The sequence below is a fragment of the Sphingobium sp. 3R8 genome (assembly GCF_020166615.1).
Classification (GTDB): Bacteria; Pseudomonadota; Alphaproteobacteria; order Sphingomonadales; family Sphingomonadaceae; genus Sphingobium; species Sphingobium bisphenolicum.
Genome location: NZ_JAIQXR010000036.1, coordinates 1 through 21,758 on the forward strand (window position 1 = coordinate 1; position 21,758 = coordinate 21,758).

Consider the following 21,758-nt stretch of genomic DNA (forward strand, 5'->3'; position numbering starts at 1 on the left):
CACCCTTTGCTGCCAATCCCCTGTCCTACACAGCGCCGCCATGCCACATTCGCCCCTCGGCTCCTTGTCATCGTCCGCACATTCCCTTTCCACGCAGTCGCGCGGCTGCGTCGATCCGGCGCCAAGCGCGACTCTCATGCGCGATATGCGAGAGGTTAGAGAAGTTCTGCGACTAACCCGTTGAAATCGCAAAGATTTAAGCGAACAGGTTCCATCCGAAAGCCCGGAAAATCACACCGCAAAGCGCATCTCCAGGGCTGGACCCTAGCTGCCGGTAGCGCCCCACACGTCGCTGGCCTTCACATAGCCGCGCTGGCCCTTGGCGTCGAAATTGCACCAGCCGCCCGAACAATCGCCCAGCCGCCCGACCACGCCGCGTTCCGCCCGGAACAGCGCCCGCGCGCCATCGCGCGGCGATTCGCGCAGCGGCGCGACTTCGGACCGGACGATCGCGGTCGGCGTATCGCTCAGCAGGCGGACATGCATCCAGCCCTGCGCGCCGTCGGGGTCTTCCACTTTGCGCCACAGGCCCAGCACCTGCACCACCTTCACCGGCAGGTCGCGGCGGCGGTAGATCCAGTTGGACGGGTAATCCAGGCTCGGCCCGACGCGCATCCGCGCTTCGTCCTGCGACAGCGACGCCCAATAGGGGACCGGCTTGCTCGGCCCGGCCAGCGCCGCGCCCGTTACCGTCAAGGCCGCGACCAAAGCGGCGCCCAGCAAAAGACACTTCATTCCAGACCTGAACCCCATGTCGCCCATCGCCTTCCCATACGCCCTGCCGGCCCGCCCCGACAAGCGTTGATGTCGCCGGTTGCGTCGCCAGTCGCCATATCCGCTTGACCGGCGACGCGGGCAGGCATAGCGGCATTGCCATGGCCAAGAAGCAGCGTCCCGCAAAGCCGCGCGTCATCGTCACGCGCCGCCTGCCGCCCAATGTGGAGGCGCGCATGGCCGAATTGTTCGACGCCAGCTTCAATGTCGGCGATGTCGCGATGAACCGCACCGATCTCGCCCGCGCCATGGCTCAGTGCGACGTGCTGGTGCCCTGCATCAGCGACCAGATCGACGCCGCGCTGCTGGCGGCCGCGCCGGATCGGCTGCAACTGATCGCCAGCTTCGGCAGCGGGGTCGATCATATCGACCTGCCGGCCGCACGGGCGAAGGGGATCATCGTCACCAACACGCCCGGCGTGCTGACCGAGGATACCGCCGACATGACGATGGCGCTGATCCTGTCGGTGCCGCGCCGCCTAGCCGAAGGGGAAAAGCTGGTCCGTACCGGTGAATGGCGCGGCTGGAGCCCGTCGGGAATGCTGGGCCACCGCATCGGCGGCAAGAAGCTGGGCATCATCGGCATGGGCCGGATCGGTCGCGCCGTCGCCCGCCGCGCCCGCGCCTTCGGCCTGTCGATCGCCTATCACAACCGCCATCGCCTGCCCTTCGAAGTGGAGCAGGAGCTGGAGGCGGAATGGCATGGCGATCTGGATGCGCTGCTGAGCGCGAGCGACATAATATCGATCCATTGCCCGCTCAACGCCGACAGCCGCGGCGTGATCGACGCGCGGCGGATCGCGCTGATGCCGCCGCACGCCTATCTCATCAACACCTCGCGCGCGGAAATCACCGACGAACAGGCGCTGATCGCGGCGCTGGACGAAGGGCGGATCGCCGGCGCGGGCTTCGACGTCTACACCCATGAGCCGGCGGTCGATCCGCGGCTGCTGGCGCTGGCCAACGTCGTCCTGCTGCCGCATATGGGCTCCGCGACCTTCGAGGGCCGCGACGCGACAGGCGCGCGGGTCATCGCCAACATCCGCACCTGGGTCGATGGCCACAGGCCGCCCAACCAGGTGCTGGAAGGCTGGGTCTGACGCTTAAGCCGTGGCGAGCTGGTCCTTGAGCCCGTTCACCACCAGATGGCCATGCGCCACCGATTCGTGAGCCCGGCGCACGACATCCTGCGTCTCCGCGTCGATCGCCTCGTCCTTGAGCACGCGCTCAAACTCTTCGCGCAGATAATCCTCGCCACGGTCGATCGCCTGGATCACCGCCTTGCCGCCGCCGCCCAGCGCAACGAAGATGTCCTCCATTCGCCGATGCACGGTGCCGGCGACGGAGCCGAAGCCATTGGGCTTGCCGCCCAGCGCCCGGCTGCGCGTCTGTAGCAGGTCGACCGCCTTGGCGCGCTCGGCTGCCAGATCGCGGAACAGGGTCTGGAACGCGTCCGATTTCACCTTGTCGGCACTATGTTCATAGCCTTTCACGCTATCGATCAGGGTGGTGATCAGGTCGTCCAGCTTGCTGATGGCATGATTGTTCGACATCGCCTTCTCCTTTGATACGGCGGGGGAAGAACGGTCAAACGGACGCGATGGTTCATGCAACTGTCTGAGAATGAACCTTAATCCTGCATTATCCATAGTTGCGAACGGGCGGAACAAGCGTCCTCGCCGTCGGTTTATGCTGGCATAGACCGGATACGAAACGAAAGGACGTCCCATGCTCAAGCTGGCCATCATCTCCCTCGCCATTGCGGCCGTGCTGGCCTTGCTCGGCTTCGGCGGCGCCGCTGGCGCCTTCGTCGGCATCGCCAAGATCCTGTTCTTCATCGCCCTCGCCGTGTTCGTGCTGTTCCTCGTGCTCGGACTATTGGCTGGCAAGGGCATCAAGGACGCGATAGACTGAAGCGATGACACAGATTGGCGCTGGCGTGAATGAAACCGGCAGATTGCTGCGCGACGACGCCGGTTTTCTGCTTCAGCGTGATCTGGGCGGCAGCTATCGCCTCGTCCTGTTGCGCGTACCTATCGATCATGTGGAAAAGCGGGTGCGCGTGCAGGGCTATTATGCCGGGGACGGCATCGTCGAGGCGGAGGGCGTGGCTGCGGCCTGATTGCCGCGTCGCCCCCTTGCCAAAACCATTCGGACGCGCGAATAATTGCGTCCATGCGCAAGTTTCTATCTCTGATGCTCACCCTCGCCGCGCCCGCTCTGGCGCAGGCGCAAACGCCCCATGACGACCTTGCAAAGGTCATGGACGACCATTGGCGCTGGTATCTGTCCACCCATCCGGTCGAGGCGACCGCGCGCGGCGTGCGCGATTATGACGATCGCATCTATGATATCTCGCTCGCGGCGCGGGATGGGCAGATCAGGGCGGAACGCGGCTTCGTCGCCCGATTGGAAGGCGTACCCGTCGAGCAACTGGATGCAGCCGATAAAGTCAATCGGGATGTACTGCTATGGATGTTGCGCGATGATATCGAAGGCGACACGCATCCCGCAGAGCGGCTGATGCTCTTCACCACCTATTATGGCTGGCATCAGGGCTTTTCCGGCATGGCGGACGGCCTGCCTTTCTACAATCGCGCCGATTATGACAGCTATCTCAAGCGTTTGGCGCTCTATCCCAGGCAGAATGGCGACGCCTTGGCCATTACGCGGCAGGCGATCAAGGGCGGCTATGTTCAGCCCTGTTCGGTGCTGCAAAATTATGCGGACACGATCAGCGGCATCGTCGCGGGCAAGCCGGAGGAGACGCGCTTTTTCGAGCCGTTCAAGCGCGCCAGGCCGCGCGACCTGAGCGAGGCAGACTGGAGCGCGATGCAGGCGAGGGCGGTGGCGGTCATCCGCGACGTCATCACGCCCGAATACCGCAAATGGCATGATCTGTTCGTGCAGGAATATTTGCCCCATTGCCGCAAGAGCGACAGCGCGTCGGCGCTGCCGGGTGGGCCGGCCTGGTATGCGGCCCGTGTGAAGGCGCATACGACGACCGATCTGACGCCGGATCAGATTCACCAGATCGGGCTGGATGAAGTAGCGCGGATCGGCAAACGGATGGACGAGATCGCGGTCAAGGCCGGCTATCCCAGCCGCGCCGCCTATATCCGGCACCTGCGGACCGATCCCAGCTATTATGCCAAGACGCCGGAAGAGTTGCTGCGCGTCGCGGCGCGGCAGGCCAAGATGATCGACGGCCTGCTGCCGCGCTATTTCGGCACGCTGCCGCGTCTGCCCTATGGGCTTAAAGCCATCCCTGCGGCGGAGGCGGAAGGCACGACCACCGCCTATTACGGTCCCGGCGCGCCGGAGAGCGGCATTTCCGGCACCTATTGGGTCAACACCTCGAAGCTCGATCAGCGTCCCTATTGGGAACTGCCTGCCCTGACCGCTCATGAGGCGGTGCCGGGCCATCACAACCAAATCGCGTTGCAGCAGGAATTACCGCTGCCGCCTTTCCGCAAATATCTCGCCGGTTTCACAGCCTATGTGGAGGGCTGGGCGCTCTACACCGAATATCTGGGCGAGGAGATGGGCCTGTACGACACGCCCGAGAAGATGATGGGACGCCTGTCCTACGAGATGTGGCGTGCGTGCCGGCTTGTGGTGGATACCGGCATCCACGCCAAGGGCTGGGACAAGGCCAGGGCGGTCGCGTTCATGAAGACCAACAGCGCCTTGTCCGACGCGAATATCGATGCAGAGGTCAATCGCTATATCAGCTGGCCGGGGCAGGCGCTGGGCTACAAGCTGGGCGAGATCAGGATTCGCGAATTGCGGGCTAAGGCGGAGGCGGCGCTGGGGCCGAAATTCGACTTGCGCCGATTCCATGACGCGGTGCTGGCGCAGGGCGCGGTGCCGCTGACCGTGCTGGAAAGCCAGATCGACGGATGGATCGCGACGGAAAAGGCCAAAGCATAGCCATACTACTTAAGTCCATGCTTTACTCGGAGTAATTTGAAAGGCCGCAGTTTTAGGCCGATTGGCGTAGCTGGTGCCAATATTTTGCCGCGCCGCGGCGGCTTGCCAACTTGCGTCTCTTGACGTACCGGGGCCGCGTCAGCTCCCAGACCGGGCATAAAAGTCGGCAAGTGGCGCTGCGCGTCGACTCCGTGCACTTTATGACGTTGGGAACGAGATGAGCATTTACCTGGATTATCTGGCCGAAATCGACAGCCGAAAGACTCAGGGACTTGCGCCCAAGCCGATCGACGACGGCGCGCTCGTCAAAGAGATTATCGGCCTGATCCAGGATATAGGCAGCGAATATCGCGCCGACGCGCTGAAATTCTTCATCTACAACACGCTGCCCGGCACCACGAGCGCGGCGGCCGTCAAGGCGGCGTTCCTTAAGCAGATTGTCCAGGGACAGGCGATCGTCCCGGAAATCACGGTGGCGTTCGCCTTTGAACTGCTCAGCCACATGAAGGGTGGCCCCTCGATCGCCGTGCTGCTCGACATCGCGCTGGGGGATGACGCCAAGCTCGCCGTTCAGGCCGGCGAGGTGCTCAAGACCCAATTCTTCCTGTATGACGCCGACATGTTCCGCTTGCGCGACGCCTATGCGGCGGGCAACGCCGTAGCGAAGGACGTGCTGGAAAGCTACGCCAAGGCCGAATTCTTCACCAAACTCCCCGATGTCGAGGACGAGATCAAGGTCGTGACCTTCATCGCGGGCGAAGGGGATATCTCGACCGATCTTCTGTCGCCGGGCAACCAGGCGCATTCGCGGTCCGACCGTGAGTTGCACGGCCTGTGCATGATGACGCCGGAGGCGCAGCAGCAGATCGTGGCGTTGAAGGCACAGCATCCCGACAAGCGCGTGATGCTGATCGCCGAAAAGGGCACGATGGGCGTGGGGTCGTCGCGCATGTCGGGCGTCAACAATGTGGCGCTGTGGGCCGGCAAGCAGCAGAGCCCCTATGTGCCCTTCGTCAACTATGCGCCGGTCGTCGCGGGCACCAACGGCATTTCGCCGATCTTCGCGACCACGGTGGACGTGACCGGGGGCATTGGCCTCAATCTGAAGAACTGGGTCAAGATGACCGGCCCGGACGGCAAGGCGATCCTGAACAATGATGGCAATCCGGTGCTGGAAGAGGCCTTCTCGGTCGCGACCGGTACGGTGCTGAAGATCGACGTCAAGAACAAGAAGCTGACCGATGAGGCCGGCAAGGAACTGGCCGACGTCGCCGCCGCGTTCACGCCGCAGAAGATGGAATTCATGAAGGCGGGCAGCAGCTACGCCATCGTCTTCGGCAAGAAGCTCCAAACCTTTGCCGCCGAGACGCTGGGCGTCGAAGCGCCGGCGGTCTTCGCGCCGAACAAGGAAATCTCGGTCGAGGGCCAGGGCCTGACCGCGGTGGAGAAAATCTTCAACCGCAATGCCGTCGGCGTCGCACCGGGCAAACTGCTGCACGCCGGTTCGGACGTGCGCGTCACCGTGAACATCGTCGGTTCGCAGGACACCACAGGTCTGATGACCGCGCAGGAACTGGAAGCGATGGCGGCCACCGTCATCTCGCCGCTGGTCGACGGCGCCTATCAGTCGGGCTGCCACACGGCATCGGTCTGGGACAAGAAGGCGCAGGCCAACATCCCCAAGCTGATGAGCTTCATGAACAATTTCGGCCTCATCACCGCGCGCGACCCCAAGGGCGTCTATCATGCGATGACCGACGTCATCCACAAGGTGCTGAACGACATCACCGTGGACGACTGGGCGATCATCATCGGCGGCGACAGTCATACCCGCATGTCGAAGGGCGTGGCGTTCGGCGCGGACTCCGGCACGGTGGCGCTGGCGCTGGCCACCGGCGAAGCGACCATGCCGATCCCGCAGTCGGTCAAGGTCACGTTCAAGGGCAAGATGCAGCCCTATATGGATTTCCGCGACGTCGTCCACGCGACGCAGGCGCAGATGCTGCACCAGTTCGGAGGCGAGAATGTGTTCCAGGGCCGCATCATCGAAGTCCATATCGGCACACTGCTGGCCGACCAGGCCTTCACCTTTACCGACTGGACGGCCGAAATGAAGGCCAAGGCGTCGATCTGCATTTCCGAAGACGCGACTCTGATCGAGTCGTTGGAAATCGCCAAGTCGCGCATCCAGATCATGATCGACAAGGGCATGGAAAATGCGGCCTGCACGTTAAAGGGCCTGATCGCCCTGGCTGACAAGCGCATCGCCGAAATCCGCTCGGGCGAGAAGCCCGCGTTGACGCCGGACGCCAATGCGAAATATTTCGCCGAAGTCGTGGTCGATCTGGATCTGATCGACGAACCGATGATCGCCGACCCGGACGTCAACAATGCCGATGTGTCGAAGCGCTATACCCACGACACGATCCGCCCCGTCTCCTATTATGGCGGCACGAAGAAGGTCGACCTGGGCTTCATCGGGTCGTGCATGGTGCATAAGGGCGACATGAAGATCCTTGCGCAGATGCTCAAGAATATCGAAGCGACGCAGGGCAAGGTCGAGTTCAAGGCGCCGCTGGTCGTCGCCCCGCCGACCTATAATATCGTCGACGAGCTCAAGGCCGAAGGCGATTGGGACGTGCTCAAGAAATATGCCGGATTCGAATTCGACGACGTGGCGCCCAAGACCGCCGCGCGCACCGAATATGAGAATATGCTGTATCTGGAGCGTCCGGGCTGCAACCTGTGCATGGGCAATCAGGAAAAGGCCGCGAAGGGCGATACCGTCCTCGCCACTTCGACCCGCCTGTTCCAGGGCCGCGTCGTGGAAGACACCGCCAACAAGAAGGGGGAATCGCTGCTCGCCTCGACCCCGGTCGTAGTGCTGTCGACCATCCTGGGCCGCACGCCGAACATGGACGAGTATAAGAGCGCTGTTACGGGCATCGACCTGACCAAGTTCGCGCCGTCCGCCGCGCACTGATCGAAGGGGGCTAAGGCCCTCCCGTGACAAGGCCGCCGCCGCATTTTCCCTTTAAGGGAAAATGCGGCGGCGGCCTTGTCGTTTGTGGCTCATCGGAGTGGCGCACGCTTCGATACGAGGCTTCGACTTCGCTCAGCCTCTACTCAGCATGAACGGGAAGGAGGTAGGCAAGTGATCTGCGCAAGCGACGTCAGGAAAAGCCGCCGAGCCATGTGCGATGCTGCGATGCAGCAAGGGGCAGGGGCGTGTCGCAATAAGCGCATTCCGCGACGACGCGACCGACGATCCACTGCATGCCGCCACAGTCGGGGCAGGGTGTTTTTCGACCCTGATAATATTGCGGATTGATAGCAATAATTGCCGATTCGGCTGGCAAAAGACATGCGTCCATGACTGTCTCCCCTTTTCTGCCGATGCAACGTTTAAAGGGGCGAAACATATCCCTACATAGGGGGCTCAGGCTGCGTCGCCATTTGACTTGACCCCTGCAAATGATATGGCGCTGCAGCATTGGGACATACCTGCTTCGACCACGGGTTGGGGCGCATCCCTGCCACCTTGCCGTGCGGTTTTTTCGTCGCCGATCGGCGAGCCTCTGGTGGAAACGCGCCATCCTCTGGCCGGGCCATGCGAGGAGACGCACATCTTATGACCGCCATCGGACAGGATACTCTGGGCACCCGCGACACGCTGAGCGTCGACGGCAAGGACATTGCCTATTATTCGCTCAAGAAAGCGGCGGCCAAGCTTGGAGATGTTTCGCGCCTCCCTTTCTCGATGAAGGTGCTGCTGGAGAATCTGCTTCGCTTCGAGGATGGAGTCACCGTCACCACCGACGATATTCAGGCGATCGTCGACTGGCAGAATGACAAGGGCAAGGCCGAGCGTGAGATCCAATATCGTCCGGCGCGGGTGCTGCTGCAGGACTTCACGGGCGTTCCCTGTGTGGTTGACCTCGCCGCGATGCGCGACGCCATGAACGCGCTGGGCGCGGATGCGAGCAAGATCAACCCGCAGGTGCCCGTCCATCTGGTCATCGACCATAGCGTCATGGTCGACGAGTTCGGCACGCCCAAGGCGTTCGAGCAGAATGTGGAAATCGAATATCAGCGCAATATGGAGCGCTACGACTTTCTGAAGTGGGGCAGCAAGAGCCTGGCCAACTTCTATGCCGTGCCGCCCGGCACCGGCATCTGCCATCAGGTCAATCTGGAGAATATCGCGCAGGCCGTATGGTCCTCGGTCGATGTCGACGGTACCACCGTCGCCTATCCCGACACCTGCGTCGGCACCGACAGCCACACCACGATGATCAACGGCCTGGGCGTGCTGGGCTGGGGCGTGGGCGGCATCGAGGCGGAAGCGGCGATGCTGGGCCAGCCCGTTTCCATGCTGATCCCCGAAGTCGTCGGCTTCAAATTCACCGGCAATCTGAGGGAAGGCGTGACCGCCACCGATCTTGTCCTGACCTGCACCCAGATGCTGCGTGCGCGCGGCGTCGTCGGTCGCTTCGTGGAATATTTCGGTCCCGGCCTTGCCACCCTGTCGCTCGCCGATCGTGCGACGCTGGCCAATATGGCGCCGGAATATGGCGCGACTTGCGGCTTCTTCGGTATCGACGACAAAACGCTGGATTATATGCGCCTGACCGGCCGCACCGACGAAAATATCGCGCTGGTCGAAGCCTATGCCAAGGAGCAGGGCTTCTGGATCGATCCGGCCATCGAACCGGTCTTCACCGACACGCTGGAATTGGACCTGTCCACGGTCGTCCCCAGCCTTGCCGGCCCCAAGCGCCCGCAGGACCGCGTCGCTCTGCCGGACGTGGATGACGTGTTCAACGCCGATCTGGTCAACACCTACAAGAAGACGCAGCAGCGCGTACCGGTCGATGGCAAGGATTTCGACATTGGCGATGGCGACGTCACCATTGCAGCCATCACCAGCTGCACCAACACGTCGAACCCCAGCGTCATGATCGCTGCCGGCCTGGTCGCCAAGAAGGCGAACGAACTGGGCCTCAAGCCCAAGCCCTGGGTCAAGACGTCGCTCGCCCCCGGTTCGCAGGTCGTCACGGACTATTTCAACAAGGCTGGCCTTCAGGAGCATCTGGACGCGATCGGCTTCAACCTCGTCGGTTATGGCTGCACCACCTGCATCGGCAATAGCGGCCCGCTGGCTGAACCGATCAGCAGGGCGATCAATGAAAACGGCCTGGTGGCCGCCGCCGTCATCTCCGGCAACCGCAACTTCGAAGGCCGCGTGTCGCCCGACGTGCGCGCCAACTTCCTCGCCAGCCCGCCGCTGGTGGTTGCCTACGCTCTCAAGGGGACGGTGATCGAGGATTTCCTGACTACGCCGATCGGTCAGGGCGCCAGCGGTCGGGATGTGTATCTCAGGGATATCTGGCCGACCAATGATGAGGTCGCATCGACCATCGCAGGCTGTATGGATCGTCCGATGTTCCAGGCGCGCTATGCCAATGTCTACAAGGGCGACGAACATTGGCAGGCGATCGACGTTACTGGCAGCGATACCTACAAATGGCGCGCCGGTTCGACCTATGTCGCCAACCCGCCCTATTTCGAAGGGCTGACCATGACTCCGGCGCCGGTCACCGACATCATCGAAGCAAAGCCGCTGGCGATCTTCGGCGATTCCATCACGACCGACCACATCTCGCCGGCCGGATCAATCAAGGCGACCTCGCCCGCGGGCAAGTGGCTGAGCGAGCATCAGGTCGCGCAGGCCGACTATAACAGCTATGGTTCGCGGCGCGGCCATCATGAGGTCATGATGCGCGGCACCTTCGCCAATATCCGCATCAAGAATCTGATGCTGGACGGCGTCGAGGGCGGCATGACCCGCTATGACGGCGACGTCATGCCGATCTACGATGCGGCGATGAAGCACAAGGCCGACGGCACCCCGCTCGTGGTCATCGGCGGCAAGGAATATGGCACCGGATCGTCGCGTGACTGGGCGGCCAAGGGCACGAACCTGCTGGGCGTCCGCTCGGTGATCGTCGAAAGCTTTGAGCGTATCCACCGTTCGAACCTGGTCGGCATGGGCGTGCTGCCGCTGCAGTTCAAGAATGGCGAGAACAAGGACTTATTCGGTTTCACCGGCGATGAAACCTTCACCATCCAGAATGTCGCGGGTTTGAAGCCCCGCCAGGACGTGGACGTGATCGTGAAGCGCGCCGACGGCTCGACCTTCACCTTCACCGCGTTGTGCCGGATCGATACCGTCAACGAACTGGAATATTTCCTGAACGGCGGCATCCTCCAATATGTGCTGCGCAAGCTGGCCGCTTGATCGGCTGATCCGCTGGAGTAAGGCAGGAGGGCTTCTCCCAGACGGGAGGAGCCCTTTTCTCTGGGGGCGGATGTGGCGCTGTTCGTGGAAATCATCGGCTGGACCGGCGCGCTGCTGGTGCTGGCCGCCTATGTCGGCGTGTCGACCGGGCGACTGTCGGGCGGATCGGCGACCTTCCAGTGGCTGAATGCGGTCGGCGCCACCCTGTTCGTCCTCAACACCTGGTGGCATGGCGCCTTTCCATCGATGGTGCTCAACATAATCTGGAGCGTCGTCGGCTTCGTCACCCTATGGCGCATCGGACGCCGGAGAATGTCCCGCTCATGACCCGCTTCATCGACCTCAGCCATGCTATCGAACATGGGATGCAGACCTATAAGGGCGTCGCCGCGCCGCATATCTGCGATTATTGGACCCGCGACCAGTCGCGCGCCAACTATGCCGATGGTAGCGCCTTCCAGATGGGGCGGATCGATATGGTGTCTAACACGGGAACCTATCTGGATGCGCCCTTCCATCGGTTTCAGGAGGGCGACGACTTGTCGATGCTGGATCTCGACCGGCTGGCGAGCCTGCCCGCCATCGTCGTGCGGCGGCCGTTCGAGGCGGTGGGGCTGGCGACGGACGCGGCCGATCTGGACGGGATCGACGTGGCGGGACGGGCGGTGCTGGTCCACACCGGTTGGGACCGGCACTGGCGCATGCCGACCTATTTCGAGGAGCATCCCTTCCTGACCGAGGCGGCGGCGCGGCTGCTGGTGGAGCGCGGCGCGAAGCTGGTGGGTATCGACAGCCATAATATCGACGATACCCGCCCCGGCACCGGCCGCCCGGTGCATCGCGAACTGCTGGGCGCAGGCGTACTGATCTGTGAGCATATGACCAATCTCGGCGCGCTGCCGGAGGATGGCTTCGCCTTTACCGCCGTGCCGCCCAAGGTGGTGGGCATGGGGACGTTTCCGGTGCGGGCCTTTGCTTCCTTATAGTGGCAGAAAGCGGGCCATTCTTGCTTGTAGCAGGGCGATCAATTGCGGGTCCATAAACTCATAATCGTCGGGGATGTCGAGGCAGACTATCCGCGTGCCGTTCAATGCGGAACGAAAACGCTTCTGGATCTTGTTGCGGTGGGTCTTCTCCATGACGAAGATAATGTCGGCCCACCGGAGCATTTCGTCGTCCAGCGGGGTTTCCGCATCATGGTTGGTTCCCGCGGACAGGGTTTCGATGCCGGGGTGATCGGCGAAAATCTGCTCGGCGGTCGGACTACGAAGCCGGTTCTGGCTACAGATGAAGAGATAATGTCTTTCTGTCTGCGTCACGGCCCGTAACCCGTCATCGAATAGGGGCGTGCCTTCGCGCCGGTCGCCCATCTCTTGTTCGGTGTTGCCTGCATGGTGAAGCGCAGTTCGCCGCCGGCCCGAATCTCCGCGTCTGTAATATAGCTGCGCTCCAGCGGCTGGCCGTTCAGCGTCACCTTGCCGATATAGCGGTTGGTGTCGGACAGGCCATCGGCTAGCACCGTGAACCGCTTGTCGCCGACCTGCATCTCCGCCCGCTCCACGAAGGGCCGCCCGATCACATATTCGTTGCTGCCCGGCGCGACCGGATAGAAGCCCAAGGCGGTGAAGACGAGCCAGGCGGACATCTGGCCGAGGTCGTCATTGCCCGCCAGACCATCTGGGGTCGGCTTATACTGGCTGTCCACGATTTGCTTGAGCCGTTCCTGCGTGCGCCAGGGTTGCCCCGCATAGCTGTAGAGATAGGCGACATGGTGGCTGGGTTCGTTGCCATGGATATATTGGCCGATCAGGCCGGCAATATCCTCGGCATGGCTATAATCGATCCTGCTATTGTCGTAATCGAACATGGCGTCCAGCTTCGCGACGGATTTTGCGTCGCCGCCCAGCAGACGGAACAGGCCGCCCTGATCCTGCGGCATGAACCAGCTATATTGCCAGGCATTGCCCTCCGTATAGTCGCTGCCATAGTTGATCGCGGTCGGATCGAAAGGCGTGCGGAAGCTGCCGTCGGCCAGCCTCGCGCGGAGGAAGCCGGTTTTCGCGTCGAAGCTATTGCGCCAGTTCCGGGCCCGCTTTCCGAACCGGGCAGCCGTCGCGCCGTCGCCCAACTGGCGGGCGAGGCGGGCGATGGTCCAGTCGTCATAGGCATATTCGACCGTCTTGGACGCCGCTTCGGGTTCGCGGTCGATCGGCACATAGCCCAGCTTCATATAGTCGCCAAGGCCGCCATAGGGGGCATAGTCGGCGCTGGCGACCATGGCTTTGAGCGCGGTGGCGCAGTCGATCCCTGTGATCCCTTTCAGACACGCATCGGCGATCACCGGCACGGCGTGATAGCCGATCATCGTCCAGGTTTCCTTGCCGGCGAATTGCCAGACGGGGAGGATGCCGAAGGGGCTGGTCTGCTGGCTGGCGATCAGCGAGTTGACGAAATCGGCATTTTTCGCCTCGGGCTGGATCAGCGTCAGCAGCGGATGCTCGGCGCGGAACGTATCCCATAGCGAGAAGGTGGAATGCATGGTGAAGCCGGACGCGGCATGGACCTGATCGTCCGGCCCGCGCCAGCGCCCGTCGACGTCGCCCCAGACGCCGGGCGCCATCAGGCTGTGATAGAGGGCGGTGTAGACATTGGTGCGCATCGGTGCGGGGGCATCGATCTTCACCACGCCCAGTGCATCGGCCCAGGCGGCGCGCGTACTGGCCCGGATCGCGTCGAAATCGCCCGGCTCGCTGGCGAGGTTGGCGATCGCGCCATCCTCGTCCACGCCTGACAGCGCGACCTTCACTTCCAGCGGCTTGGCCAGCGCGCCGAAGTCGAGTTGCGCCACCAAGGCGCGGCCGGAGAGGGAATCGAGCGTTTCCGGGCCGCGGCCCGGCCCTTTGAAGCCCTTATAGAGGATATCCTTTTCTGTGGTGACGAACTGATGGCCGGTCAGCGGCGCGGAGAAGCGGATGGCGAAGAAGATACGGCGTGGCGTCGCCCAGCCGCGCACCTCGCGCGACCCGGTGATCGTGCCGTCGGGGCGGATACGGATGGAGGACCAGAGGATCTTGCCGGGATAATCATAGATGATGGAGCGCAGATCGAGCACCAGATGCGCGGCCTTGCCCGACGGGAAGGCGTAGCGGTGGATGCCGACGCGGGTGCCGGTCGTCATTTCCGCGCGGACGCCCGGATCGCTCAGGGTGACGGCATAATAGCCGGGAGAGGCGACTTCGTCCGCCTTTCGCGAACGATAGCCGGGCCTGTCGGGCGTTCCTGCCTCCAGCGGCACCGTTTCGCCCGCGACCGGCATCACCAGGACATCGCCCAGGTCGCTATGCCCCGCGCCGGAGAAATGGGTGTGGGAGAAGCCGAGGATCGTCGGGTCTTCATGGCGGTAGCCCGCCGCCCAATTATAGGTTTGCCGCGCCGGCCCGACATGGGTGTCGGGCGAGAGCTGGACCATGCCGAAAGGGGCGACCGCACCGGGGAAGCTATGGCCTTCGCCCGACGTGCCGATGAAGGGATCGACCGCGTCAACGGGCGAAGGCGCGGGCGGCTGCGCAGTCTGGGCCGGAAGGGCGGACCCGGCGAACAGGCTGGCGAGAAAGAGCGGGCGGGCGAGGCGGGGCAGGGTCATATTGGGGTTAGATCACGGCTGCTCCGTGCGGCCAAGCCGATAGCCGCAATTTTCGCTGCCCAAGAAAGGCTGGGCTGGCGTCGCGCCCTGGGGGTGGTTAGCACAGGGAATAATGAAGAGAGCATTGATCGTCCGTCATGTGCCGCGCGAAGGCGCCGCAGGCTACCTGCAACCGATCGAGGCGGCCGGCTATCATATCGACCGGATCGATGTCGCCAGCCCCGACTTCGCGGATGTCGACCTGTGCGATCCCGAACTGCTGATCATGATGGGTGGGCCGATGGGCGTCTATGAAACGGACGTCCATCCCTGGATATCGATGCAGATCGAAAAGCTGGCGGCGCGACTGGCGGCCGACCGTCCGACTTTGGGCGTGTGCCTGGGCAGCCAGATGATCGCCGCCGCCCTGGGTGCGCCTGTCTATCCGGGCGGGCATATGGAACTGGGCTTCGCGCCGGTCAGCGTGAACCGTGCGGGCGCAGAGTCGCCGTTGCGCCATATCGTGGATGTGCCAGTGCTGCATTGGCATAGCGACACGTTCGACCTGCCTGATAATGTCGAGTTGCTGGCATCGACCGGCAAATATGCGCATCAGGCGTTCCGGCGCGGGTCCAATGTGCTGGCGCTGCAATTTCATGCGGAGATGGGCGAAGACCCGCGTTTTGAGGATTGGCTGACCCATTTCTGGGCCGACCTCGACGTGGCCCAGCAATGCGGCATCGCGCTGCGCGAAGATCATGACCTGCACGGCCCGATCGCGGTGGCCGCAGGCAGGGCGATGATCGGCGAATGGCTGGCGGGGATAGACGCCTAGTTGCGGCTTGATCTTGTCGCGGTCTTGCTATTAACTCCGACAAATGAAGAGGAAAAATTGGGAACCGAGCCGTCGCGATCTGTTCGTGGCCGGCGCGGCGGGAATGGCGGCGGCAAGTGTGGTTCGGACAGCGGGTGCGGCCGAGACGGGCCAGCGCGTGCTGGTGCCCCGGCCGCCCATGGGGTGGAATAGCTGGAACAGCTTCGCTACCACCATCACCGAAGCGCAGGCGCGCGAGACCGCCGCGATCATGGCGGAAAAGCTCCTGTCGTTCGGCTATGATATCTTCACCGTCGACATTCAATGGTATGAGCCTGAAGCGTCGAGCTACACCTATAACGCCAGGCCGAGGCCGGCGATGGACGCCTATGGCCGGATGATCCCGGCGCCCAATCGTTTCCCTTCCAGCGCCGGTGGCAAGGGCTTCGCCATGCTGGCCAAGGCGGTCCATGATCTGGGCCTGCAATTCGGCATCCATGTCATGCGTGGCATTCCGCGCGCGGCGGTGGCGGCGAACCTGCCCATCCTTGGCACGCGCTATCGCGCGAAGGACGTCGCCGACATATCGAGTGTCTGCTCCTGGAACCCGGATATGTACGGCGTCGACATGACGCGGCCGGGTGCACAGGCCTATTATGACAGCATCTTCCACCTCTATGCCGAGTGGGGCGTCGATTTCGTCAAGATGGACGATATGAGCCGCCCCTATGACGCTCATGCGCCGGAGATCGAGGCAGCGCATAAGGCGATCATGGCGACGGGGCGGCCGATCATCCTGAGCCTTTCGCCGGGGGAAACCCCCGTGATCCGGGGCGACCATGTGCGAAAATATGCGCAGATGTGGCGGATTTCCGATGATTTCTGGGACGAATGGCCGATGCTGGAGGCGCAGTTTACCCGGCTGGAGAATTGGACGCCCTATCGCGGGCCGGGTAGCTGGCCGGATGCGGACATGCTGCCGCTCGGCCGGCTGGCGCTGGGGGAACGTAATACGCGCTTTACGCCCGACGAGCAGAAGACGCTGATGACGCTATGGGCGATTGCGCGCTCGCCGCTTATCATGGGTGGCGACTTGCGGCATCTGGACGCGGCCACGCTGGCGCTGCTGACCAATAGCGAGGTGCTGGCCGTCAATCAGGCGAGCCAGGGCAATTGCCCGCATCTCGTGGAGGATGGAGTGCGCGCCTGGTCCGCCATGCCGGAGGATGGGAAGGGGCGTTATCTGGCCCTGTTCAACACCGGCGACAAGCCGCGTGAGGTCGGGATCAGATTGCGCGACTTGGGGATTGATGGTCCGGTTGCGGTGCGCGACTTGTGGGCGGGCAAGGCGCTGGGGCAGCAGGCGGAGCGGGTGTCCGCGATGCTGCCGCCGCATGGGGCAGGCCTGTATCGGTTGAGCTAAACCCCGGAAAAGCCCCTCCCCGCAAGGGAGGGGAGCAGGTTGGGTTACTTCCGCGCCGCCGCGCTCTTGTCGCGGATCGCCTTGAATTCGGAGCCGGGCTTCCATTCGGGCCAGCGGGCCGAGAAGGCGAGGTCGCGGCCGATGTCGTACATCAGGTCGATATCCTGCGCGGCGCCCTCCAACTTCCATGTGTCGTCCACCGCGTCGCAGGCCTGATGATAGCATTGGCCGGTATAGGCATCGATCCAGGCCTGACCGGCTGCGCGGCCGCCCTCCACCATGTCGGATGCGCCGGCGAGGCCCATCATTAGCAGCACGGGGACGCCGCGCTTGGCCATGGAGAAATGGTCGGCGCGGTAGAAGAGGCCGCGTTCGGGCAGGCTTTCCTGCGTAATGACGCGGCCCTGCTTGGCGGCGAATTTCGCCAGATCATCCTCAAGGCCATTCTGTCCCTTGCCGATCAGGATCACGTCCTTTGCCTTGCCAGCGGTCTGGAGCACGTCGATGGTGAGGTTCGCGACCGTCCTGTCGATCGGATAGAGTGGGTTCTGGGCATAATGTTCGGACCCCAGAAGCCCGCGTTCTTCCGCGGTCCAGGCGGCGAACACGATAGAGCGGTCGGGGGCGGGCGCCGCCTTGAAGGCACGGGCGATCTCGAACAGGCCGGCCATGCCCAGCGCATCGTCATTGGCGCCGGCGCGGTAAATGCGGCCCTGCGCGTCCGGCGCGCCCTTGCCATAGGCGTCCCAATGCGCGCCATACATCACGGTTTCGTCGGGGCGTTTTGCACCGGGGATGCGGGCCAGGATGTTCGCGCTCCGCACGACTTCCTGGGTCACCGGGAAGGCGGCGGAAAAGGTCGCGCCCTTCAATTCCACGGGCTTGAACCTAGCGGAACGCGCCTGCTTGCGCAGCGCGACCAGATCGAGGCCCGCGCTGGCGAACAGCGCCCTGGCGGCTTCACCCTCGACCCAGCCCTGGACTTGCAGGCTGGTCAGCTTGTCGGCGGGGCGGACGAGGTCGTAATTTTCGCCGCCGGGGCTGACCACTACGTTCCAGCCATAGCCCGCGCCTGGCGTGTCGTGGACGATCAGCGCGCCGATCGCGCCGTGGCGGGCGGCTTCCTCGAACTTGTAGGTCCAGCGGCCATAATAGGTCATGGTCTTGCCGCCGAACTTGCCGAACGGGTCTTCGCCCTTGGCCGCCTCGAAATCCGGGTCGTTGATCAGGAAGACGGCGACCTTGCCCTTCAGGTCCACGCCCTTGAAATCGTCCCAGCCGCGTTCGGGCGCGGACACGCCATAGCCCACGAACACCAGCGGCGCGTTGGCGACGGCGACCTTGTCCTTGGGCTGAAGCGTCGAGAGATAGACTTGCTTGCCGAAGCTCCACGGCGTGGTGGCGCCATTTTGCGCGATCGACAGGCCTTCCGGCTGGCCGAGACGGGTATGGAGCAGGGGCACGGTCTGCACCCACTGGCCGTCAGGACCACCGGGTTCCAGCCCGAGCTGTTCGAAGCGGGCGACGATATAGCCGATCGTCCGTTCCTCACCCACGGTGCCGGGCGCGCGGCCTTCGAACAGATCGGAGGCGAGGGTGCGGACGGATTGTTCCAGCCGCCTGGGGTCGGTCTGGGCATGGGCGGGGAAGGACAGGGTGGCGAGGCCAAGGGCCAGGGCGAGGGTGCGTGTGATCATCGCGCCGATCTAACCCGCTGCGGCGATGGGCGAAAGGGCGTTTAGAATTCGATTTCGAGTTCGACCATTTCGTCCGGCTCGTTGCGTGCATCCTCGATCCATTCGCGCATCAGCGGCCAGCCGTTGATCGTCTGGCAATAGGCGGCGGACGCGTGCGAAAGCGGCACGGCATAGGTCAGGAAGCGCTGGGCCACCGGCGCGAACATGGCGTCGGCGACGGTCGGTTCCTTGCCGAACAGCCAGGGGCCGCCATAACCGTCCAGACATTCGGCCCAGATCGCCTCGATCCGCTCGATGTCGGGCTTGGCGCCGGAGAAGATGGGGAAGCGGGCGTGGCGGACCTTGAGGTTCATCGGCAGGGCGGAGCGGAGATTGGCGAAGCCCGAATGGATTTCGCCCGATACCGACCGGCAATGGGCGCGGGCGATGCGGTCGGCCGGATACATGCCGACATTGGGATAAAGTTCGTGCAGATATTCCGCAATCGCCAGCGTGTCCCACACGCTTGCCCCTTCATGCGTCAGGCGCGGCACCAGCACGGACGGGGACAGGAGCAGCAGTTCGGCGCGGTTTTCGGGGTCATCGAGCGCAATGGTCCTTTCCACCACCCGCAAGCCGGCGAGTCGGCATAAGAGCCAGCCGCGCAGCGACCAGGAGGAGTAGTTCTTGCTGGAAAGAGTGAGTTCCGCGACCGCCATGGCATACCCTCCTGCTTTGGATCAGCCTCACATTTATGATGATGCGGCGCAACATAAAAAGCATGTATAGCGTTTCATGATAATACCGATTCGGTTCGCGGACACAGGACAAGGCTCAACCCTCATCATGCGCATGCTTTACAGTGGTTATCAGGCCTGGAACGACATGCTGGCGCCAGCACGTTTCGGGGCGCAGATCGCACTTGGCATGCGCGACAAGATGGGGCCGGTGGCCGATTGGGCGATGCCGCGGCGTATGTTCGCCATGATGGACGTCTTCCAGGGTGCAAAGCTCACCCATAAACGCCCGGCCTATGCGATCGACACGGTCACCAGCGGCAATGCGGAGGTATCGGTGCGGGAGGAAATCGCGCTCGACCTGCCGTTCGGCGACCTGCTGCACTTCGTCAAGGACGAGGTGGAGGCGGCGCAGCCGAGGGTGCTGGTGGTGGCGCCGATGTCGGGTCATTTTTCGACCTTGTTGCGCAGCACGGTTGCAACATTGCTCCGCGACCATGACGTCTACATCACCGACTGGAAGAATGCGCGCGACGTGCCGCTGGAGGCCGGGCGCTTCGGTTTCGACGACTATGTCGACTATGTGATCCGCTTTCTCCAGGAACTGGGCGAGGGCGCGCATCTCGTGTCGGTATGCCAGCCCTGCGTGCCGGCGCTCGCCGCCGTGGCGCTGATGTCGGAGGACAAGGACAAGGCGACGCCGCGGTCGATGACGCTGATGGGCGGGCCGATCGACCCCAATGCCGCGCCGACCGTGGTCAACGACCTGGCCAATGAAAAGCCGATCGAATGGTTCGAGGAGAATCTGATCTCCGTCGTGCCGTTCCGCTATGCCGGGCGCGGTCGGGAAGTCTATCCGGGCTTCCTGCAACTGTCGGCCTTCGTGTCGATGAACATGGAACGGCACAGCGCGACGCATCGCGAACTCTACCAGTTGCTGGCCGACGGCAAGGATGTCGAGGCGGATCGCATCAAGACCTTCTATGAGGAATATTTCGCGGTCCTGGACATGACCAAGGAATTCTACCTCGAAACCGTCGACATGGTGTTTCAGCGGACATTGCTGTCCAAGGGCGAACTGACCGTGCGCGGGCGCAAGGTCGATCCGGGCGCGATCCGTAACACCGCACTGCTGACGGTCGAGGGCGAGAAGGACGATGTCTGCGCCGTGGGCCAGACGTCGGCTGCCCATGGCCTCTGCACCGGTCTGCGCCCGCATCTCAAGCGCCACCATTTGCAGCCTGGCGTGGGCCATTATGGCGTGTTTTCGGGCAGCAAATGGGAAAAACAGGTCTATCCGCAGGTGCGGAACATGATTTTGGCGATGAACTGACGGCTGGCTGAGGCCGCTGTCGCGTCGGGGGTCTGTAGCGTTGCCGGCGCTTATTATCTCATGATTTTATAGACTTGGGTCGGCGTTGCGCGCCGATATTCGTCCTGTCCGGTCGATATGGATCGTCCGGAACTTCGCTAAGGTTGCGCATGTCGTGCATGGGGAATTTGCATGAACCGTGCGCCGCTGCGGTGCGGACGGGGAAAAGAGCCGACGATGGGAAAGAGCCGAGCGGCTTTTACCAATATGGCGACATGTAGGACAGGCTGGGTAGATGGCGACCCTGACAATCCGCCGTCCGATCAGCCCTTCTTCTGCTTGTCGATGAGGACAGCCTGCTGCCATGTGCCGGGCGCCTTGTCGGTGCGGTGGATGCAGCCGGCCCAGCAGCAGGGGCGCTTCTTGCCCTCCAGCAGTTCCTCGCGGGTGCGTTCGATGCGGCGCTGGCGGGTCCTGGCCTGTTTCGCATCGTCCACCCAGCAGATGAACTCGTTGCGGCCGAGCGGGGTCAGCCCTTCCCAGAGGTGCAGGATATGTGGGTCCGATCGCAGGGCGGCTTGCAGGTCTTCGGCCGCTTCGTGGACCGTGCCATGGGCGAATGCGTGTGCCAACAATGCCTCCTCACGATGCCTGCGCATTCTGGTGGTCAAAGGCATGAATGTCCATGCCGGGGCGGCAGTATCAGCCCTCCGGTCGGGTCCAGATCCAGGTGCCCCCGATCAATGCGGCGGCGACGGGGACGAGACACCAGGGGAAGGGGGAGAAGATCAGCGCGAGGGCGACGCTGAAGGCAAAGGCGGCGAGCGCGGCCTTCTTGCCCTTGCGACTGATCGCGCCGCGTTCCCGCCAGCGCCGGATATGCGGACCGAAATGCTTGTGGTCGAGCAGTTTCGCTTCGAGCCGCGGGCTGGAGCGGGCGAAGCAGAAGGCGGCGAGGATCATGAAAGGGACGGTGGGGAGCAGTGGCAGGAAGGCGCCGATCGTGCCGAGGCCGATCGAGAGGAAGCCTGCGATAAGATAGAGATGCCGCCGCATGATGCTCCTGTCGGGGCGAAGCGGGATAGTCGGTCTTCGCTGCTATTGCTTCGCAGCTGCGGGGTAGGATGGCAAGTGGATGTGGGGTGAGAATCAGGGGAGGGCGGGTA

Annotated in this window: 19 protein-coding genes; 11 read left to right on the forward strand and 8 right to left on the reverse strand. The window is 63.2% G+C overall.

Going from position 1 to position 21,758, the window contains the following annotated elements:
• Positions 1-264: 264 nt before the first annotated feature.
• A complete protein-coding gene (locus K9B33_RS22070) occupies positions 265-735 on the reverse strand; it encodes an SH3 domain-containing protein (RefSeq protein WP_411974049.1) in 471 nt (156 codons plus the stop codon).
• A 140-nt stretch (positions 736-875) separates the two neighbouring features.
• Here K9B33_RS22070 and K9B33_RS22075 point away from each other — a divergent pair, with 140 nt between their 5' ends.
• Complete coding sequence (locus tag K9B33_RS22075; RefSeq protein WP_224551268.1) at positions 876-1,874, forward strand: 2-hydroxyacid dehydrogenase; 999 nt, start codon at positions 876-878, stop codon at positions 1,872-1,874.
• A 3-nt stretch (positions 1,875-1,877) separates the two neighbouring features.
• Here K9B33_RS22075 and K9B33_RS22080 read toward each other — a convergent pair whose 3' ends face one another.
• Positions 1,878-2,327, reverse strand: a complete 450-nt coding sequence (locus K9B33_RS22080) for a ferritin-like domain-containing protein (protein ID WP_224551269.1) — start codon at positions 2,325-2,327, stop codon at positions 1,878-1,880.
• A gap of 175 nt (positions 2,328-2,502) precedes the next feature.
• Here K9B33_RS22080 and K9B33_RS22085 point away from each other — a divergent pair, with 175 nt between their 5' ends.
• The 7 genes from K9B33_RS22085 (at position 2,503) to K9B33_RS22115 (ending at position 11,994) form a co-directional block, all read left to right on the forward strand.
• Positions 2,503-2,688, forward strand: a complete 186-nt coding sequence (locus K9B33_RS22085) for a DUF1328 family protein (protein ID WP_224551270.1) — start codon at positions 2,503-2,505, stop codon at positions 2,686-2,688.
• A 4-nt stretch (positions 2,689-2,692) separates the two neighbouring features.
• The gene (locus K9B33_RS22090) at positions 2,693-2,896 is read left to right on the forward strand and encodes a DUF5818 domain-containing protein (RefSeq protein ID WP_224551271.1); all 204 of its coding nucleotides are present in this window, start codon (positions 2,693-2,695) and stop codon (positions 2,894-2,896) included.
• A 53-nt stretch (positions 2,897-2,949) separates the two neighbouring features.
• Positions 2,950-4,707 carry a DUF885 domain-containing protein gene (locus tag K9B33_RS22095; protein WP_224551272.1) on the forward strand — a complete coding sequence of 586 codons (1,758 nt, stop codon included), beginning with the start codon at positions 2,950-2,952 and terminating at the stop codon, positions 4,705-4,707.
• 217 nt (positions 4,708-4,924) lie between these two features.
• The gene (locus K9B33_RS22100; RefSeq protein ID WP_224551273.1) at positions 4,925-7,690 is read left to right on the forward strand and encodes a bifunctional aconitate hydratase 2/2-methylisocitrate dehydratase; all 2,766 of its coding nucleotides are present in this window, start codon (positions 4,925-4,927) and stop codon (positions 7,688-7,690) included.
• 648 nt (positions 7,691-8,338) lie between these two features.
• Positions 8,339-11,008: an aconitate hydratase AcnA gene (gene acnA / locus K9B33_RS22105; RefSeq protein ID WP_224551274.1), complete on the forward strand. Its 2,670-nt coding sequence runs from the start codon at positions 8,339-8,341 to the stop codon at positions 11,006-11,008.
• Positions 11,009-11,080: 72 nt separating this feature from the next.
• Positions 11,081-11,335, forward strand: coding sequence for a CBU_0592 family membrane protein (locus K9B33_RS22110; RefSeq protein ID WP_224551275.1), 255 nt, complete (start codon positions 11,081-11,083; stop codon positions 11,333-11,335).
• Positions 11,332-11,994: a cyclase family protein gene (locus K9B33_RS22115; RefSeq protein ID WP_224551276.1), complete on the forward strand. Its 663-nt coding sequence runs from the start codon at positions 11,332-11,334 to the stop codon at positions 11,992-11,994. Before K9B33_RS22110 ends, K9B33_RS22115 begins: the two co-directional genes overlap by 4 nt.
• Here K9B33_RS22115 and K9B33_RS22120 read toward each other — a convergent pair.
• A complete protein-coding gene (locus K9B33_RS22120) occupies positions 11,989-12,327 on the reverse strand; it encodes a low molecular weight protein tyrosine phosphatase family protein (protein ID WP_224551277.1) in 339 nt (112 codons plus the stop codon). The genes K9B33_RS22115 and K9B33_RS22120 overlap by 6 nt on opposite strands.
• Positions 12,324-14,651 carry a GH92 family glycosyl hydrolase gene (locus K9B33_RS22125; RefSeq protein WP_224551278.1) on the reverse strand — a complete coding sequence of 776 codons (2,328 nt, stop codon included), beginning with the start codon at positions 14,649-14,651 and terminating at the stop codon, positions 12,324-12,326. The genes K9B33_RS22120 and K9B33_RS22125 overlap by 4 nt, the downstream gene beginning before the upstream one ends.
• Positions 14,652-14,763: 112 nt before the next feature.
• Between K9B33_RS22125 and K9B33_RS22130 the strand changes: the two genes are divergently transcribed.
• Together K9B33_RS22130 and K9B33_RS22135 are read left to right on the forward strand one after the other, a co-directional pair.
• Entirely contained in the window at positions 14,764-15,465 is a 702-nt protein-coding gene (locus tag K9B33_RS22130) for a glutamine amidotransferase (RefSeq protein ID WP_224551279.1), read from the forward strand.
• Between the two features lie 43 nt (positions 15,466-15,508).
• Positions 15,509-16,867: a glycoside hydrolase family 27 protein gene (locus tag K9B33_RS22135; protein ID WP_224551280.1), complete on the forward strand. Its 1,359-nt coding sequence runs from the start codon at positions 15,509-15,511 to the stop codon at positions 16,865-16,867.
• Positions 16,868-16,911: 44 nt separating this feature from the next.
• Here the strand turns inward: K9B33_RS22135 and K9B33_RS22140 are convergent, their stop codons facing one another.
• Together K9B33_RS22140 and K9B33_RS22145 are read right to left on the reverse strand one after the other, a co-directional pair.
• A complete protein-coding gene (locus K9B33_RS22140) occupies positions 16,912-18,564 on the reverse strand; it encodes a M28 family metallopeptidase (RefSeq protein WP_224551281.1) in 1,653 nt (550 codons plus the stop codon).
• Positions 18,565-18,605: 41 nt separating this feature from the next.
• On the reverse strand, positions 18,606-19,262 hold the full coding sequence (locus K9B33_RS22145) for a glutathione S-transferase (protein ID WP_224551282.1): 657 nt from the start codon (positions 19,260-19,262) through the stop codon (positions 18,606-18,608).
• 127 nt (positions 19,263-19,389) lie between these two features.
• On the opposite strand from K9B33_RS22145, the gene K9B33_RS22150 reads away from it, so the two are divergent.
• Positions 19,390-20,613 (forward strand): polyhydroxyalkanoate depolymerase, encoded by a 1,224-nt coding sequence (locus K9B33_RS22150; RefSeq protein ID WP_224551283.1) that lies wholly within the window; start codon positions 19,390-19,392, stop codon positions 20,611-20,613.
• Between the two features lie 302 nt (positions 20,614-20,915).
• Here K9B33_RS22150 and K9B33_RS22155 read toward each other — a convergent pair whose 3' ends face one another.
• Together K9B33_RS22155 and K9B33_RS22160 are read right to left on the reverse strand one after the other, a co-directional pair.
• A complete protein-coding gene (locus tag K9B33_RS22155; RefSeq protein ID WP_224551284.1) occupies positions 20,916-21,224 on the reverse strand; it encodes a YdeI/OmpD-associated family protein in 309 nt (102 codons plus the stop codon).
• Between the two features lie 70 nt (positions 21,225-21,294).
• Positions 21,295-21,648, reverse strand: a complete 354-nt coding sequence (locus tag K9B33_RS22160) for a YbaN family protein (protein ID WP_224551285.1) — start codon at positions 21,646-21,648, stop codon at positions 21,295-21,297.
• Positions 21,649-21,758 lie beyond the last annotated feature (110 nt).

Excerpts from the sequence above, each read along its gene's own strand:
- K9B33_RS22075 (WP_224551268.1), top strand. The coding sequence starts at position 876 with ATGGCCAAGAAGCAGCGTCCCGCAAAGCCGCGCGTCATCGTCACGCGC.
- K9B33_RS22085 (WP_224551270.1), top strand. The coding sequence starts at position 2,503 with ATGCTCAAGCTGGCCATCATCTCCCTCGCCATTGCGGCCGTGCTGGCC.
- acnA (WP_224551274.1), top strand. The coding sequence starts at position 8,339 with ATGACCGCCATCGGACAGGATACTCTGGGCACCCGCGACACGCTGAGC.
- K9B33_RS22145 (WP_224551282.1), bottom strand. The coding sequence starts at position 19,262 with ATGGCGGTCGCGGAACTCACTCTTTCCAGCAAGAACTACTCCTCCTGG.
- K9B33_RS22160 (WP_224551285.1), bottom strand. The coding sequence starts at position 21,648 with ATGCGGCGGCATCTCTATCTTATCGCAGGCTTCCTCTCGATCGGCCTC.
- K9B33_RS22100 (WP_224551273.1), top strand. The coding sequence starts at position 4,925 with ATGAGCATTTACCTGGATTATCTGGCCGAAATCGACAGCCGAAAGACT.
- K9B33_RS22090 (WP_224551271.1), top strand. The coding sequence starts at position 2,693 with ATGACACAGATTGGCGCTGGCGTGAATGAAACCGGCAGATTGCTGCGC.
- K9B33_RS22070 (WP_411974049.1), bottom strand. The coding sequence starts at position 735 with ATGAAGTGTCTTTTGCTGGGCGCCGCTTTGGTCGCGGCCTTGACGGTA.
- K9B33_RS22140 (WP_224551281.1), bottom strand. The coding sequence starts at position 18,564 with ATGATCACACGCACCCTCGCCCTGGCCCTTGGCCTCGCCACCCTGTCC.
- K9B33_RS22115 (WP_224551276.1), top strand. The coding sequence starts at position 11,332 with ATGACCCGCTTCATCGACCTCAGCCATGCTATCGAACATGGGATGCAG.
- K9B33_RS22080 (WP_224551269.1), bottom strand. The coding sequence starts at position 2,327 with ATGTCGAACAATCATGCCATCAGCAAGCTGGACGACCTGATCACCACC.
- K9B33_RS22095 (WP_224551272.1), top strand. The coding sequence starts at position 2,950 with ATGCGCAAGTTTCTATCTCTGATGCTCACCCTCGCCGCGCCCGCTCTG.
- K9B33_RS22135 (WP_224551280.1), top strand. The coding sequence starts at position 15,509 with ATGAAGAGGAAAAATTGGGAACCGAGCCGTCGCGATCTGTTCGTGGCC.
- K9B33_RS22125 (WP_224551278.1), bottom strand. The coding sequence starts at position 14,651 with ATGACCCTGCCCCGCCTCGCCCGCCCGCTCTTTCTCGCCAGCCTGTTC.
- K9B33_RS22130 (WP_224551279.1), top strand. The coding sequence starts at position 14,764 with ATGAAGAGAGCATTGATCGTCCGTCATGTGCCGCGCGAAGGCGCCGCA.
- K9B33_RS22150 (WP_224551283.1), top strand. The coding sequence starts at position 19,390 with ATGCGCATGCTTTACAGTGGTTATCAGGCCTGGAACGACATGCTGGCG.